Below are 15,168 nucleotides of genomic sequence, written 5' to 3'. Positions count from 1 at the left end.
CGCGTAGCACTGCCGACTGAATAACACATCCCCGTCAATACGGTTCTTGCTGCACGCTTACAATTAAAACATACCCGCCACAATAAAAACTTATACACTCTAAATTACTACTGTATAGTTATCAATACAAAGACTGCCATATTGCATATATACATGTGATATATATGTAATATATATACATTCAAACAAATTATATATAAGCCAATGTAAAAATGTTCAAATCATCCATCAGAAATATATTCTACCCATCCAGACTTGAGCGTTTATCACGCTTTCAGTTCATAATCTATACATTAACATCATGGTCAATATTAATAACTTTGAATGATATCAATCTGGCTTTGAGTTTTGTTTTGGTCATCACAAATACATATGTGAATATCAATATTGGAGCTAAAAGAATAAGAGATTCTGGATGTAACGCAATCTATTTTGTATTGATTTCATTGAGTTTGACACTTTTTTCTATTATTTCTGCAGCAATTGAAGGGGTGAGATGTGATTCATTAAGCGTCCAACTCAACGTAGCATGGATATTATTCACAACAATTATGTTATCTGCGATTCCCTCGGCTAAAATGTCGCTGTCAGCACACTAACTTACTCACAGCGACATCGTAAAGTTACAACCAGTTCTTCCGCTTAAAGTAGAGATACGGTGCCAGGCCCGCGAGGATCATAAAGATAATCGCGCCAGGATAGCCGAAGCTCCACTTCAGCTCTGGCATAAACTCAAAGTTCATGCCGTAGCTGGAAGCAACCAGCGTTGGTGGCAGGAACACAACGGACACCACCGAGAAGATTTTGATGATGCGGTTCTGCTCGATGTTGATAAAGCCCATCGCCGCCTGCATCAGGAAGTTCACCTTCTGGAACAGAGATTCGTTATGCGGCAGCAGGGATTCGATATCTCGCAGGATTTCACGCGCCTGCTCCAGTTGCCCGCCCGGTAAACGCGCCTTACGCACCAGGAAGTTGAGCGCACGCTGGGTATCCATCAGACACAGGCGAACTTTCCAGCCGATATCTTCCAGTTCTGCCAACGTAGAAAGCGCCTCGTCGTACTCATCGCCCTGATGCCCTTCCATAATTACCCGGCTCAACTGCTCCAGATCGCTGTAGATGTTTTCAATTTCATCTGCCAACTGTTCAATTTTGGTTTCGAACAGATCCAGCAGCAGCTCGTAGGCGTTACCGTCTACCATCGACTGGCTACGGGCACGCATACGATACAGACGAAAAGCGGGCAGCTCGCGCTCACGTAAAGTAAACAGACGACCATCACGGATGGTAAATGCCACAGTGGAGTTACCGGCATGATCTTCCGCATCTTCAAAGAAGAAGAAGGAGTGAATATGCAGACCATCATCGTCTTCAAAGAAACGTGCCGATGCTTCGATGTCTTCCAGTTCCGGGCGGGTTGCCAGGCTCTGACCAAGTTCAGATTGTACGCGCAGTCGCTCGTCGTCATCCGGTTCGACAAGATCAATCCATACTGCATTTACGAGGGGTTGTGACTCTTCGACTTCCAGCCGGGTCAGTCGGTTATTTTCCAGTTGAAATGCGCTCAGCATGACCGGGACTCCCAATGCTTAAAATATCGGACAGTTCGGTGGGCACACAGAAACAAATTGGGTTTCAGACCATTAAACAGCCTGACTCAGCGCGACGGGAAAAACTGAAATCGCTGACAACCGCTAAGGCTATCAGCAAAAAGGGATAGCCTTAGGAGTTGATCCTGAATGACAGGATAGTGAGCCAGTATCTACTGGGTGTGTCCAAGGCGAATGTCCTCTTAGAGTGATCGTGCGCGCATGTTACGCCAGCAAAATTTTGCCGTCAACACGCAACAGAACACCACAGAACAATAGTTGAACTTCGCGCTTTTTGGTACTCGTCAAGGTCGCTAACAGGATAAAAAAATCCCACATCCAGGACCTATAATGGCGCATCGGCTACTCATTGGTAAAGGAATGATCACCTTGAGTCTCAAACGGATTTTTCTCGCCCTCATCTTGCTCCCTTTGTTTGCTGTTGCTGCTGATGACTGCGCACTCTCAGAACCGGCGCTGACCGTACAGGCGTATACCGTTAATCCTCAAACAGAGCGGGTGAAAATGTACTGGCAAAAGGCCAATGGCGAAGCGTGGGAAACGCTGCATGCGCTGCTGGCTGATATTGATAGTCAGGGGCAGGTGCAGATGGCGATGAACGGCGGCATCTATGATGAAAGCTATACGCCGCTCGGTTTGTACATCGAAAACGGTCAACAGAAGGTGGCGTTAAACCTCGCCTCGGGTGAAGGGAATTTCTTTATTCGTCCTGGCGGCGTGTTTTATGTCGCAGGAGATAAAGTCGGCATCGTTCGTCTGGATGCCTTTAAAGCCAGTAAAGAGATTCAGTTTGCGGTGCAGTCAGGGCCGATATTGTTGGAAAACGGCGTAATTAATCCGCGTATTCATCCCAATGTCGCCTCACGCAAAATTCGTAATGGAGTAGGGATTAATAAGCAAGGCAACGCAGTGTTTTTGCTTAGCCAGCAAGCGACCAACTTTTATGATTTTGCCTGTTACGCCAAAGCGAAACTGAACGTTGAGCAGCTGCTTTATCTTGATGGCACGATTTCACATATGTATATGAAAGGTGGGGCAATCTCGTGGCAACGCTATCCTTTTGTTACCATGATTTCCGTCGAGCGGAAAGGTTAAGCATTGTACACTCGAGGAGGCCAGACAAACTGGGGCTGGCTACACAGCTGGAAAATCATCAGATAAATGAAGGGAAACAGAAATGAGAAAAACGCTCACGACGTTATTTTTATTAACATGTCTGGGATCATCGTCCGCTTATGCAGATAACGCTTTGATTTTACAAACGGATTTTAGCCTGAAAGATGGCGCCGTATCGGCGATGAAAGGGGTCGCTTTCGGCGTTGACCATAATCTTAAAATCTTTGATTTAACACACGAAATTCCACCGTATAACATCTGGGAAGGCGCTTACCGCCTCTATCAGACTGCCAGTTACTGGCCGCAAGGTTCGGTTTTTGTCAGTGTGGTCGATCCGGGCGTAGGCACTGACCGTAAATCAGTTGTGCTGAAAACGAAAAACGGTCAGTACTTCGTTTCACCAGATAACGGTACGCTGACTTTGGTGGCGCAATCACTGGGCATTGACAGCATCAGAGAAATTGATGAAAAAACCAACCGCCTGAAAGGTTCCGAAAAGTCATATACCTTCCACGGTCGCGATGTATATGCCTACACCGGTGCGCGTCTGGCTTCTGGGGCGATCACGTTCGAGCAGGTGGGGCCAGAGCTTCCTGCAAAAGTTGTCGAACTTTCTTATCAGAAAGCCAAAGCAACAAAAGGTGAAGTGAAGGGCAATATCCCGATTCTCGATATTCAGTATGGCAACGTCTGGAGCAATATCAGCGACGAGTTGTTGAATCAGGCGGGAATTAAACTCAACGACACGTTGTGCGTGACCATTTCCGAGGGTTCCCAGAAAAAATACGAAGGGAAAATGCCGTATGTCGCCAGCTTCGGAGATGTACCGGAAGGCCAGCCGATGGTGTATCTGAACAGCTTATTGAATGTTTCCGTGGCGCTAAATATGGATAACTTTGCGCAGAAACATCAGGTTGCGTCTGGTGCTGACTGGAATATAGATGTGAAGAAGTGCACTAAGTAAGGTGCAGACGCCGGATGCGGCATAAACGCCTTATCCGGCCTACATGACATTGCAATTTTTTTGAATCTGCAGTTTTTGTAGGCCGGATAAGGTGCGCAGCACCGCATCCGGCAACGTTATACCGTCTCCAGCCGGGCGTAAGCCGCCACCAGCCATTTAATACCTTGCCCCTGAAATGCCACCTGCAAACGGCTATGTTCGCCGCTGCCTTCCATATTAACGATGGTGCCCTCACCAAACTTGGCGTGGCGCACGCGCTGGCCGAGTTTGTAACCGCTGTCGTTCTCAACCATCGGCGTACCCATACGCTGATGGCTGACCGGGCGGCTTACCGTAGCGCGCAGGCGCACCTCTTCCACACACTCCTCTGGCAGCTCGCCAATAAAGCGCGACGGTCGATGGTAAACCTCTTTACCGTACAGACGGCGGGTTTCTGCGTAGGTCAGCGTCAGCTTCTGCATGGCGCGGGTGACGCCAACGTAGGCCAGACGGCGTTCTTCTTCCAGACGTCCGCCTTCTTCCAGCGACATCTGGCTTGGGAACATGCCCTCTTCCATCCCGACAATAAACACCTGCGGGAACTCCAGCCCTTTCGCTGAGTGAAGCGTCATCAACTGCACCGCATCCTGCCAGGTATCTGCCTGCCCTTCGCCCGCTTCCAGCGCCGCGTGGGAGAGGAACGCCTGTAGCGGCATTAAATCTTCGTCTTCTTCGTTGTAGCTGAACTGGCGCGTTGCCGTCACCAGTTCCTCTAAGTTTTCGATACGCGTCTGGCCTTTTTCGCCCTTCTCCTGCTCGTACATGGTACGCAGACCAGAGTCTTTAATTACCCGGTCAGTCTGTACATGCAGCGGCATATCGGCAGTTTCCTGCGCTAAGGCGTCGATCAGTTCCATAAACCGTTGCAAGGCGCTGGCAGCACGTCCGGCGAGCGCCTTTTCCTGTAACAGTTCACGACACGCTTGCCAGAGGGTTAACTGGCGATCGCGCGATGTCTGACGCACCACGTCCAGCGTCCGGTCACCAATACCCCGCGTTGGCGTATTCACCACACGCTCAAACGCCGCGTCATCATTACGATTGGCAATCAAACGCAAATAAGAGAGCGCATCTTTGATTTCCTGACGCTCGAAGAAGCGCATGCCGCCATAAATGCGGTACGGCATACTCGCCTGCAACAGTGCTTCCTCCAGCACACGCGACTGGGCGTTGCTGCGGTAGAGAATAGCGCACTCGGCAAGCGCCCCGCCGTTGTCCTGCCAGGTTTTGATACGGTTAACCACAAAACGCGCTTCGTCGAGTTCGTTAAAGGCACAATAAAGCGAAATCGGCTCACCGTCCGCGCCATCGGTCCACAGTTTTTTACCCAAACGCCCGTTGTTGTTTTCAATCAGGGCGTTCGCGGCGCTCAGAATGTTACTGGTAGAGCGGTAGTTCTGCTCCAGACGGATAGTTTCGGCACCCGGGAAATCATTGAGGAAACGCTGAATATTCTCTACTTGCGCCCCGCGCCAGCCGTAGATTGACTGGTCGTCATCGCCAACGATCATCACTTTGCCAGTATCGCCTGCCAGCAGGCGGATCCACGCGTACTGAATGTTGTTGGTATCCTGGAATTCGTCCACCAGGATATTGGTAAAACGTTCGCGGTAGTGTTGCAAAATATGCGGCTTGTTAAGCCACAGTTCGTGCGCGCGTAGCAGCAGTTCAGCAAAGTCCACCAGGCCCGCGCGGTCACACGCTTCCTGATACGCCTGATACACCTTCTGCCAGGTCTGTTCCACCGGGTTACCGTAGCTTTGAATATGATGCGGACGCAAGCCTTCATCTTTCTGGCTGTTGATGTACCACATTGCCTGACGCGGCGGCCACTGCTTCTCGTCGAGATTCATGGCTTTGATCAAACGCTTAAGCAGACGTAGCTGGTCTTCACTGTCGAGGATCTGGAAATCTTGCGGCAGATTGGCGTCCATATGGTGCGCACGCAGCAAACGGTGTGCCAGCCCGTGGAAGGTGCCGACCCACATACCGCCCTGGCTGGTGCCCATCAGTTGCCCAATGCGATGACGCATCTCCGCTGCCGCTTTATTGGTAAACGTCACCGCCATGATCGAGTACGGCGAGCAGTTTTCCACGCTCATCAGCCAGGCGATACGATGCACCAGTACGCGCGTCTTACCACTGCCCGCGCCCGCCAGCACCAGAAGATTGCTGCGTGGCGCGGCCACCGCTTCGCGCTGTTTGTCATTAAGGCTATCGAGCAGGTAAGAAACGTCCATTGGCACCGCCGCGTAAAAATAGGTTGGGTGGAGAAGCGCAACGCCCTCCACCAAAAAGCTGGGTATATATACAGATTTGCTGATTATATCAGCGAGGTCAGAGATGCCAACCGGGAAATTTCCAGATGAGGGAGTAAACGGCTGTCCCAGGTTTGCATCAGATCGCCATTTTCCGGTCTGATCCAACAGGCCTGCATTCCGCTGCGAATTGCCCCACCCACGTCAGTGGTGAGATCGTCCCCAACATGTAAGATCTCGCCGAGCGGCACGTTGAGTTTTTCTGCCGCCAGAAAGTACATATCGCTGAACGGTTTCGAGCGCCCGTGCGGGCCAGCGCGCAGCACAAACTCAAAATAATCACCCAGACCAAACAGTTCCGGCTGGGCGTTACCGTTAGTGATCGCCACCAACGGCCATTTCTTCGCCAGCTGTTTTAAGGTGTCGTGGGTTTGCTGCGGGACGTCAATCCGGCTGCGCCATTTGGCAAAGTTGATCATTGCCGCGTGTGCGCCTGCACTGGCTTCTTCCGCGCTTAGCCCGGCGTCAAGCATCGCTTGTTCTATTGAGCGAAAACGCCAGCGCGTCACGTCATGATAAATCTCGGGTTCCGCTTCCCGTACCACCTGGCGCAGACGTTGCAAATCTTCATTCTGGAAGCAACGCAGCGCCGGGTGGTAATTTTGCACAAAGGTAAGCGCCTCCTGCTCAGTGCGCAAAATCACCGGACGATTATCGTAAAGGGTATCATCCAGGTCAAAGGTGAGCGCCGAGATGCGCCCCAAAGGACGGTAAAAACGCATTATTTCCCCCGTTTGGCGCGTGGATGCGCCGCATCGTACACCGAGGCAAGGTGTTGAAAATCAAGATGAGTATAGATTTGCGTGGTGGAGAGGTTGGCATGACCCAGTAGCTCCTGCACACCACGAAGATCGCCGCTCGACTCCAGCATATGCGTGGCAAACGAGTGACGTAATTTATGCGGGTGAACGTGATTATTCAGCCCTTGTTTTATGCCCCATTCGGCAAAGCGTTTCTGCACATTACGCGCGGAGATACGCTTGCCCAGTTTCGACAGAAAAAGCGCGTCGTCTTCGCTGCCAAACAGATCGCGCAAATCAAGCCAGTGCTCAATCCACGCCACGGCATTACGACCAATCGGCAGGCGGCGCTCTTTGCTGCCTTTCCCCATCACCCACACTTCGCCGGACTCCAGGTCGAGGTGTTTCATATCGAGCCCCACAAGTTCGGAAAGACGCAGACCCGCGCCGTACATCACTTCCAGCATTGCCCGGTCACGCACGGCGAGCGGATCGTTGATATCAATATCCAGCAGCCGATTCATATCATCGACGTCAATATTTTTCGGCAGATGACGCGGCGCTTTCGGTGCCGAAACACCTTTTGCCGGGTTGGCTTTGAGTTCGTTCTGGCTTATCAGCCAGTCAAAAAAGCTACGTAGCGCAGAAAGCCGTAACGCCAGACTTGACGCTCCCAGCCCTTTACGGCGACTACGTACAGCAAAATTGCGCACCATCGTGACGTCACATTGCTGCCAGCTTTGCAGGCCGTTTTCGCTGGCAAAATTAATGATCGCCTCAAGCTGACGCTGGTAGTTAAGCAGGGTTATCGGGCTAAGCTGACGCTCCACGCTCAGATAACGTAGGTAGCGTTCTACATCGGTGTGTAAATCGGTCATACGCGTTCAATCCAACGCTCCAGAAGCTCCGGCAACATCAGCGCAATTTCATGAAGTAACTGCGTTCCCTGCCCTTGTTGATAGTGACTGGCGTCGCGGCTGGTAAACAGCACGACCCCCAAATCAGCATCGCTTCCCAGCATTGACATCGCCACCGATCCCACCGCTTTCGCTTCCGGTAACACCACCAGCAGCTCCGGTCCGTTAAGCGGCCCAAGATAGTGCTGTTCCTGCCCCAGACGCTGAATACGCAGCGGTTCGAAAGACTGACGACTTAATGTCAGATGAGTGTGGTTCGACGGCGCACCTAAGCGCCAGCGATCCGGAAACAGGCGCAGACTCGCACCTGCCAGCCCTAAATCACGCGCCCAGCGGTGCAAACGCATCAGCATATCGTCGAGGCTGCTGGCGGCGGTGAGACTGCGCTGCAGGTAAAGTAGGCGATAAAACAGGCCTTCGTTGGCGATAGCCTGTTCCATCAACAGCGCCATGTTCTCTTCCAGAACATGAATATGATTACGTGCGCGGGCCATGTGCCACTCGACCAACGAAACGGTGCCGCGTACCGGATGCGGCACACGTATCGCTTCTACCGCGCGCGCATTGCGGATAAAAAACTCAGGATTTTTAATCAGATAATCGACAACCGCCCGGTCATCAAGCTCCGTGAGTGTTTCCGGCAGTTCTTCCCCTGGTTGCTTCATAGATGAATAAATCCGTCGTAGACATGTACCGCCGGGCCAGTCATATACAACGGGTGACCCGGACCTTTCCAGGCGATATCAAGACGACCGCCGGGGAGTTCCACGCGCACTTCTTCGGCCAGCAACCCTTGCTGAATCCCTACCGCAACCGCCGCACACGCACCGCTGCCGCAGGCCTGGGTTTCTCCTGCCCCACGCTCATAAACGCGTAAACGAATATGCTCACGCTTAACCACTTGCATAAAACCGATATTGGCGCGCTCCGGAAAACGTTCGTGGCTTTCCAGAACAGGGCCAAGCGTTTCTACCGCCGCGGTATCGACATCATCGACCTGAATCACGCAATGCGGATTTCCCATCGACACCACGCCACATAAGATTGTCTGCTCGGCGGCGCGCATAATATAGGTCTTTTCCGCTTTGTTAGCGCGAAACGGCACAGCAGAAGGTTCGAAGTTGGGTTCGCCCATATTTACGCGGACCAGATCATCATCGGTGACCGTCAGAACCATCCGCCCGTTGGCGGTGCTGACGCGGATATCGCGCTTATTGGTCAGCCCTTTCAGACGCACAAAACGGGCAAAGCAGCGCGCACCGTTGCCGCACTGCGCCACTTCACTACCATCAGCATTGAAAATGCGATAGTGAAAATCCAGTTCAGGGTCGTACGGCGGCTCAACCACCAGCAGCTGGTCAAACCCTACCCCCAGGTGCCGATCCGCCAGGCGACGAATCAGCTCCGGTGAAAAAAAGACATTCTGCGTTACCGCGTCGACGACCATAAAATCGTTGCCAAGGCCATGCATTTTTGAGAACTGCATCATTTACTCCAATCACGCGGGTACAGAAACTGACTTCTAGTAATTCACCTGGGATGGACCATCGCCAGTGGCGCGGTCGTTTTTATCCGGCACCGTGGATTGCGTTTGTGTCTCTACCGATTTGGTCGGCGGCGGTGCGTTTTTATCTGCTGGCGGGAAATAGAGCGGACCTTTCAGACCGCAGCCCGTCAGGCTGAAGAGAGTAAGTAATACAGTGAGTGCCTTAAACACGTTTTTCATTATGGATTGCCTGTAAAGTTCATCGCTTTCTGCTTTCTATCATCGCAGGAGAAGGCGTAAAAGCAAGCGTTTAGCGACTCTTTATGGAGTCTGAAAAGTGAGGAAATGCTGCGAGTATAACGCTTACACGTGGGGATTTATGTTTTGCTGGTAGTTTCGTGATCGGCACCTCGTGCCAGGATGGATTTATGCACTATCGCAATGGGGTTTGTTTGTTGTCTTGTTCCCTTTTTCTGTCACCCCCATGGGGATGTAAGCTTGTATCTGTGGCTCCCAATGTGTATCAGCAACAGGGAAAAGGCGTGGTGTACCTGCGCCCTTATCAAAACACCAATCTTTCGCTACCGGACGTGAATTACAAGCGCCTGCGTCGGTTGGAGAATTTGTTAATTGACCCTGCGACACTGGAAGATTGGGAGACGATACCGCCGTTGACCGATCTGTCTACTGATCATCTCAGAAGGGGCGCACATACCTGGTATCCTGATTACTCCTGGCATAGCGATGGCCGCTATATTATTTACGCTGGCAAGATAGTGCAAAATCCTACGGGTACACCGCCTGTTGACGTAACGTCATTCAAGGCCTGGGGCGATTTTGCCGCTGATAAAAATAGCCTCTATTTCAGAGGCGAACGCACGGATGACAACGGTGGTGAAAAGCCTTTAGATAGCAAAACACTGCATAAGATGAATTTACCGCCGCCATGGGAACCTGACGTCCTCGGGCTGATACTGCGTGATGCTAACTTCCTGTATATCAACGGGCATCGTATTGCTGAGACCTATAGTTTCCGCGTGCTGGCGCAAAAGTCCTGGGATAACCGCGGAAATTTTTCCATGATGTTTAACACCTGCATTCGCGAACCATTCGGCCCCTGGGATACGCTGGCCCGTACACAGACGAAGATTATGCTCAACGGCGAACAACTGGATGCCGACCCGGATACCTTCACCGTTGTGCGCTGGATACCCGAATCATTAATAAGCTGGCGTGATAAAAACGGCTTTCACCGAAAGGTACTGGATCAAGCTATCCTGGACAGCAATGAGGAAAATAGCTGCGGTAATTTCAATGTAAAGGAACACAGCGTCACCTGGCGTAGTGCTACCCTGCGTGAGGGAGCAGAATGCCAACAAGAAGAGATTCCCGGCCTCGATCCTGAACAGTTTCACCCAATTAGCGATGCTGTCGCGCAGTATCAGGACAAGCTGTACGTCATCGAAACAACACCATTCGGCGAACGTAATCTGAATATTGTTACGCTTGATGACCCGAAACTGATTATTAATAAACGCTTCAATGCCGGGAAGCGCCACGGCTACTTGCTCACAAGAAAGGGAGACGATGTGAGGGATTCTGGTTTGCAGGTGTTTGAATCCGTCGGGCCGCTCATTTTATTTGATAACCACATCCCCAGCGAACGGGAAGCGCATCGGGGTAGCAGCAACCCTTATAGCCAAAAATGGTTAGCCCGCGACGACAAGTATGTTTATCGCTTCGATGGCACGCAGCTCTGGCGCTATCACACCGCAGATCCCCGAGCCGTGCACGTCGTGAACGATCAACTCGATGGCAAAATTAACGGTGATGGCGAGTTTATACCCACTCCGCGCGATGAGGCTAAAAAATAAAAATGAAGAAAACAAGTATCTCACTGGCGCTCATCCTGCTGGGATACACGCTGGCAATACCTGCCGTACAGGCTGAAGGGTATCAATACTACTCTGACCAAGGGGCCATGGTTTACGGTTCAAACTTCGGGGGACAAAAGAAAATCATTGCCCAGTTTACGGGAATTAACAGCCGCGATTTGTACCCTGTGGATAATATCTCTGGCGAGCAGGAACGATATATTTTCGAAGATGAAGTAACCACAATTAAAGAGGAGTACCACTGGATGACGGACGGCCACGTCATTCTCTGGCGAGGGAAAATCGTGAGTAATCCTCCCGGTACACCAACGGTCGATATTGCCAGCTTTAAGGCTCTGGGCCGCTTCGCCGTCGATAAATACAGTCTCTATTTTGACGGTCAGCGCACCGAAAGCAACAGCGGCGCTTCGAAGGTGGACCTGGCAACGCTAAAAACGATCGAAGATAACAGCAGCACCCTGGTTGACCGACATAACCTTTATTTATTGGGACGCAGGCAGGCCAGTAGCGACGATTTCAGCGTACTGCAAAGTAAATTGTGGGGGGATATCGCGCGGTTCCGCCCACCCAATGAAGGGGCTAACTCCCGCGACCTACTTATTCGTCATCGCCAGGATGTGTTTCTCAATGGCCAGCACATTGCAGACGTTGATGCTGACACCTTTCACATCACTCGATGGATTCCCAATTCATTATTGGTCTACCGCGACAAACATGGTGAGCACCGTTACGCCTATGGCAACCCGGCAGTAAAAATGGCAACGACCTATAATGTGAATTCATTTGAAATCGGTGAAAAAACCGTCCGCTGGCGCAAGCAACTCTCGCGGGATGACATATGGGGAGCCTGGCATGATATATCCGATGTTGACCCGGAACAGTTCCATCTGATCACTAACCGCATCGCGCAGTATCAGGATCGTCTGTATATCGTCAAACTGTCGCCAGTTGGCGAAGACCAGCTTAACGTTATCCCCCTGGATACCCCTGATTTAGTGGTTGATCACGTCTTCAATGGTGGGAAAAAGCACATTTATATTATCAAGGACAGAACGTGGGTGCAGGATGTTCATGTGATTGCCACCCACGGCCCACTCACCATGGCTAAGTATTTCGCCTGGGACGATCGCTATGTTTATACCTGGGGGGGCCAGCAACCTTGCAGAACTGAATCGCCGTGTCCGGCGCAAACCGTTGAGCACAATGGTAGCATCATCATTAATACCGAAGCATCAGCGTGCCACCGCACGCCGTAATTGGGTCATTATTTTTTACCGGGAGTCTCGATTGACACCTCGCGCCAGGATGGATTTATGCACTATCGCAATGGGGTTTGTTTGTTGTCTTGTTCGTTGTTCTTATCCTCGGCATGGGGATGTCGGCTTGATGAACCTGAACACAATATTTACCAGCAACAGGGAAAAGGCGTGGTGTACCTGCGCCCTTATCAGGAAACAAATCTTTCTCTTCCTGGCGTGAATTACAAGAGATTGCGTCGGTTACCCAATTTATTAATAGACCCGTCAACACTAGACGAATGGGATAAAGAACCGCCTCTGACTGATTTGACAACCGACTACCTCTATCAGGGCGCACGAGCCAGGTATCCTCATTACTCCTGGCATAGCGATGGTCGCAATATCCTCTACGCGGGTGAAGTTGTGCAAAACCTGCCAGACAAACCTCCCGTCGATGTCGCCTCGTTCAAGGCATGGGGTGATTTTGCCGCAGATAAACACAGTCTCTATTTCGAAGGCAAGCGCACCGATGAAAATGGAGAAGAAAATAGTTTAGATATCAACACGCTGCAGCAGGTTAAATTCCGTTTCCCCTGGAAACCTGACTTTCTGGGACTGATATTACGTGACGCTAATTTCTTATATGTTGATGGGCATCGTCTCGCTGACCCTGAGAGTTTCCGCGTGCTGGCGCAGAAGTCCTAGGAGCAGCGAGGAAAGTTTTCCACCACGTTTAACCCCTGCGTTGCCGTACCATTTGGCCCCTGGGATACATTAGCCCGTACACGGACCAAAATCATAATCAATGGCGAACAGCTTAAAGCCGACCCAGAGACATTTACTGTCGTGCGCTGGATGCCCGGTTCGTTATTAACCTGGCGTGATAAAAACGGGCTGCAGCGTAAAGTGCTGAATCAGGGAAATCTGGACAAAGATAGGGCAAATAGCTGCGCAGCGTTCAATTTACAGGAACACTATGTTTCATGGCGCAAAGGGCCAGAATGCCAGCAAGAAGTCCTACCCGGCCTCGATCCAGAACAATTTCACCCTCTTAGTAATACCGTTGCTCAGTATCAGGACAAGCTGTACACCATCAAAAAAACGGAATTTGGCGAAAATAGGCTGGATATCGTCACGCTGGATAATCCGGGTTTGGTGATAGATAAACGCTTTAACGCGGGAAGAACTCACGGCTATTTATTGACCAAATTACCAGCTGATGGTAAAGAAGAAGATGGCCTCCAGGTATTCGAGTCTTCCGGGCCGCTTATCCTGATGGATTATCGTGTTCCTGACGAGCGTGAGGCTCACCTTAACGATAGCCCCCATTACAAGAAATGGTATGCACACGACGATCGTTATGTTTACGCATTCGATGGCTCACAGCTGTGGCGCTACCCAACACCCAATACCAAAGCCGTGCGGGTACAATGGAAAACCGAACATTCAGGATATGGCTACTGGGCAGACTACCGTAGTGGAGAGTTGGACGGCAGACTTCTTGAAGATGGTGCGTTTATTCCAACGGGAATCCCCTATAACTCATCCGTTAACATTGCTCAATATTCTGATGGCGAAAGCTCTTTTCTCGTCGGTGAAACCGATGTTAGCTGGCGTAAGCTTCGCTCTACAGACCAGCAATGGAGTCAATGGGAGAAACTCCCCAATATTGACCCAAAAGCATTTCATCCCATCACCGATCGTGTCGCGCAGTACAAAAATCATCTGTACATTGCGAAATTGTCTCCTTTTGGTGAAGACACACTGGAAACCCTAACGCTCAACTCTTCTGCACCTTTCCTGAAACAACGAATTAACGCCGGGAAAGACCATGGCTACTTTATGCGCTCTTCCCGTTTACGCGACGATATTCAAATTTTTGCTATTGATGGACCATTGAAGACCACCGAACGTTTCGCTTATGACAATCGCTATGTTTATACCTGGATCGGTAGCCAACTTTATCGAACCGCATCGCCCTGTCCGGCCAGGACACGTAATCTGCATCAGAACATGTTTTTATCCAATGATGACATCATCATCTTGAAGACGGAGGAAGAGTGCCGCAAAACACCAGACATTGAGCAAACTTTGAAGCCCTGACTCCATGCCGCTATACTGCCGCCATCACTTAAAAACAGGATACAACAATGAACGACAGTGAATTTCATCGCCTGGCCGATCAACTGTGGCTGACCATCGAAGAGCGTCTGGACGACTGGGATGGCGACAGCGATATCGACTGCGAAATCAACGGCGGCGTGCTGACCGTTACCTTTGAAAACGGCAGCAAAATCATTATCAATCGTCAGGAGCCGCTGCATCAGGTGTGGCTGGCAACCAAACAGGGCGGCTACCATTTTGACCTGAAAGGCGATGAGTGGATTTGCGATCGCAGCGGCGAAACCTTCTGGGATTTGCTGGAACAGGCGGCGACGCAGCAGGCGGGCGAAGCGGTGAGCTTCCGTTAAGGTTTATTGCCGGATGCGGCTGCGCCTTATCCGGCCTACGGGAAAAGTGCGATAGGCTGGGTAAGACACACTAGCGTCGCCATCTGACGAGCATGCTCACGGCGGCAACAACGATTCTGACCCAACCGGCGGCAATAAAAAGCAGAATCGCGATGCAGTAAAGCCACCACCCCAGTGTGTACAGATAGTGGTAATAATCGCAGGAAATCAGGACATCCGCACACTTTCCACCCCACCGTCCCCAATATGATGCATCCCATACGCCAAAACTCACCGCGCTGGCGCACAGCAAAAACAAAAAGCCACCCCATACGTAAGCGCATCATTTAAACCGTCTTTCGCCTCCCTTTCCTGTTTCCGATACTAATGTC

At 51.0% G+C, this 15,168-nt stretch carries 13 protein-coding genes and 1 pseudogene; 6 read left to right on the top strand and 8 right to left on the bottom strand.

Annotated elements, in window-relative coordinates; translation table 11 throughout:
* Positions 1–623 precede the first annotated feature (623 nt).
* Both corA and ysgD read right to left on the bottom strand, forming a co-directional pair.
* On the bottom strand, positions 624–1,574 hold the full coding sequence (gene corA, locus A7090_RS23085) for a magnesium/cobalt transporter CorA (RefSeq protein ID WP_000947159.1): 951 nt from the start codon (positions 1,572–1,574) through the stop codon (positions 624–626).
* Between the two features lie 151 nt (positions 1,575–1,725).
* Complete coding sequence (gene ysgD / locus A7090_RS26825; protein WP_212591408.1) at positions 1,726–1,782, bottom strand: YsgD/CorL family protein; 57 nt, start codon at positions 1,780–1,782, stop codon at positions 1,726–1,728.
* Between the two features lie 161 nt (positions 1,783–1,943).
* On the opposite strand from ysgD, the gene A7090_RS23080 reads away from it, so the two are divergent.
* Positions 1,944–2,708: a phosphodiester glycosidase family protein gene (locus A7090_RS23080; RefSeq protein WP_105275668.1), complete on the top strand. Its 765-nt coding sequence runs from the start codon at positions 1,944–1,946 to the stop codon at positions 2,706–2,708.
* 82 nt (positions 2,709–2,790) lie between these two features.
* Positions 2,791–3,693 (top strand): SAM hydrolase/SAM-dependent halogenase family protein, encoded by a 903-nt coding sequence (locus A7090_RS23075; protein WP_105275667.1) that lies wholly within the window; start codon positions 2,791–2,793, stop codon positions 3,691–3,693.
* A gap of 116 nt (positions 3,694–3,809) precedes the next feature.
* On the opposite strand, the gene uvrD is transcribed toward A7090_RS23075, so the two are convergent.
* The 6 genes from uvrD to lptM form a co-directional block, all read right to left on the bottom strand.
* Positions 3,810–5,972, bottom strand: a complete 2,163-nt coding sequence (gene uvrD / locus A7090_RS23070) for a DNA helicase II (RefSeq protein WP_105275666.1) — start codon at positions 5,970–5,972, stop codon at positions 3,810–3,812.
* Between the two features lie 83 nt (positions 5,973–6,055).
* On the bottom strand, positions 6,056–6,772 hold the full coding sequence (gene yigB, locus A7090_RS23065; RefSeq protein WP_105275665.1) for a 5-amino-6-(5-phospho-D-ribitylamino)uracil phosphatase YigB: 717 nt from the start codon (positions 6,770–6,772) through the stop codon (positions 6,056–6,058).
* The gene (gene xerC, locus A7090_RS23060; RefSeq protein ID WP_105275664.1) at positions 6,772–7,668 is read right to left on the bottom strand and encodes a tyrosine recombinase XerC; all 897 of its coding nucleotides are present in this window, start codon (positions 7,666–7,668) and stop codon (positions 6,772–6,774) included. Before xerC ends, yigB begins: the two co-directional genes overlap by 1 nt.
* A complete protein-coding gene (locus A7090_RS23055; protein WP_105275663.1) occupies positions 7,665–8,372 on the bottom strand; it encodes a DUF484 domain-containing protein in 708 nt (235 codons plus the stop codon). The genes xerC and A7090_RS23055 overlap by 4 nt, the downstream gene beginning before the upstream one ends.
* Positions 8,369–9,193, bottom strand: coding sequence for a diaminopimelate epimerase (dapF, locus tag A7090_RS23050; RefSeq protein WP_001160654.1), 825 nt, complete (start codon positions 9,191–9,193; stop codon positions 8,369–8,371). Before dapF ends, A7090_RS23055 begins: the two co-directional genes overlap by 4 nt.
* A gap of 36 nt (positions 9,194–9,229) precedes the next feature.
* The gene (lptM, locus tag A7090_RS23045; protein WP_001726599.1) at positions 9,230–9,433 is read right to left on the bottom strand and encodes an LPS translocon maturation chaperone LptM; all 204 of its coding nucleotides are present in this window, start codon (positions 9,431–9,433) and stop codon (positions 9,230–9,232) included.
* Between the two features lie 188 nt (positions 9,434–9,621).
* Between lptM and A7090_RS23040 the strand changes: the two genes are divergently transcribed.
* The 4 genes and pseudogenes from A7090_RS23040 (at position 9,622) to cyaY (ending at position 14,797) form a co-directional block, all read left to right on the top strand.
* Positions 9,622–11,067, top strand: a complete 1,446-nt coding sequence (locus A7090_RS23040) for a DKNYY family protein (RefSeq protein ID WP_198599612.1) — start codon at positions 9,622–9,624, stop codon at positions 11,065–11,067.
* On the top strand, positions 11,064–12,344 hold the full coding sequence (locus tag A7090_RS23035; RefSeq protein WP_105275661.1) for a DKNYY domain-containing protein: 1,281 nt from the start codon (positions 11,064–11,066) through the stop codon (positions 12,342–12,344). The genes A7090_RS23040 and A7090_RS23035 overlap by 4 nt, the downstream gene beginning before the upstream one ends.
* Before the next feature lie 57 nt (positions 12,345–12,401).
* Positions 12,402–14,429: pseudogene (locus A7090_RS26060) on the top strand (hypothetical protein).
* Positions 14,430–14,476: 47 nt separating this feature from the next.
* Positions 14,477–14,797, top strand: a complete 321-nt coding sequence (cyaY, locus tag A7090_RS23020) for an iron donor protein CyaY (protein WP_105275658.1) — start codon at positions 14,477–14,479, stop codon at positions 14,795–14,797.
* Positions 14,798–15,168: the final 371 nt, after the last annotated feature.

The organism is Escherichia sp. MOD1-EC7003, assembly GCF_002965065.1.
Classification (GTDB): Bacteria; Pseudomonadota; Gammaproteobacteria; order Enterobacterales; family Enterobacteriaceae; genus Escherichia.
Note: the sequence above shows the minus strand (reverse complement) of the source record. Positions and strands in the feature narration are given on the sequence as shown.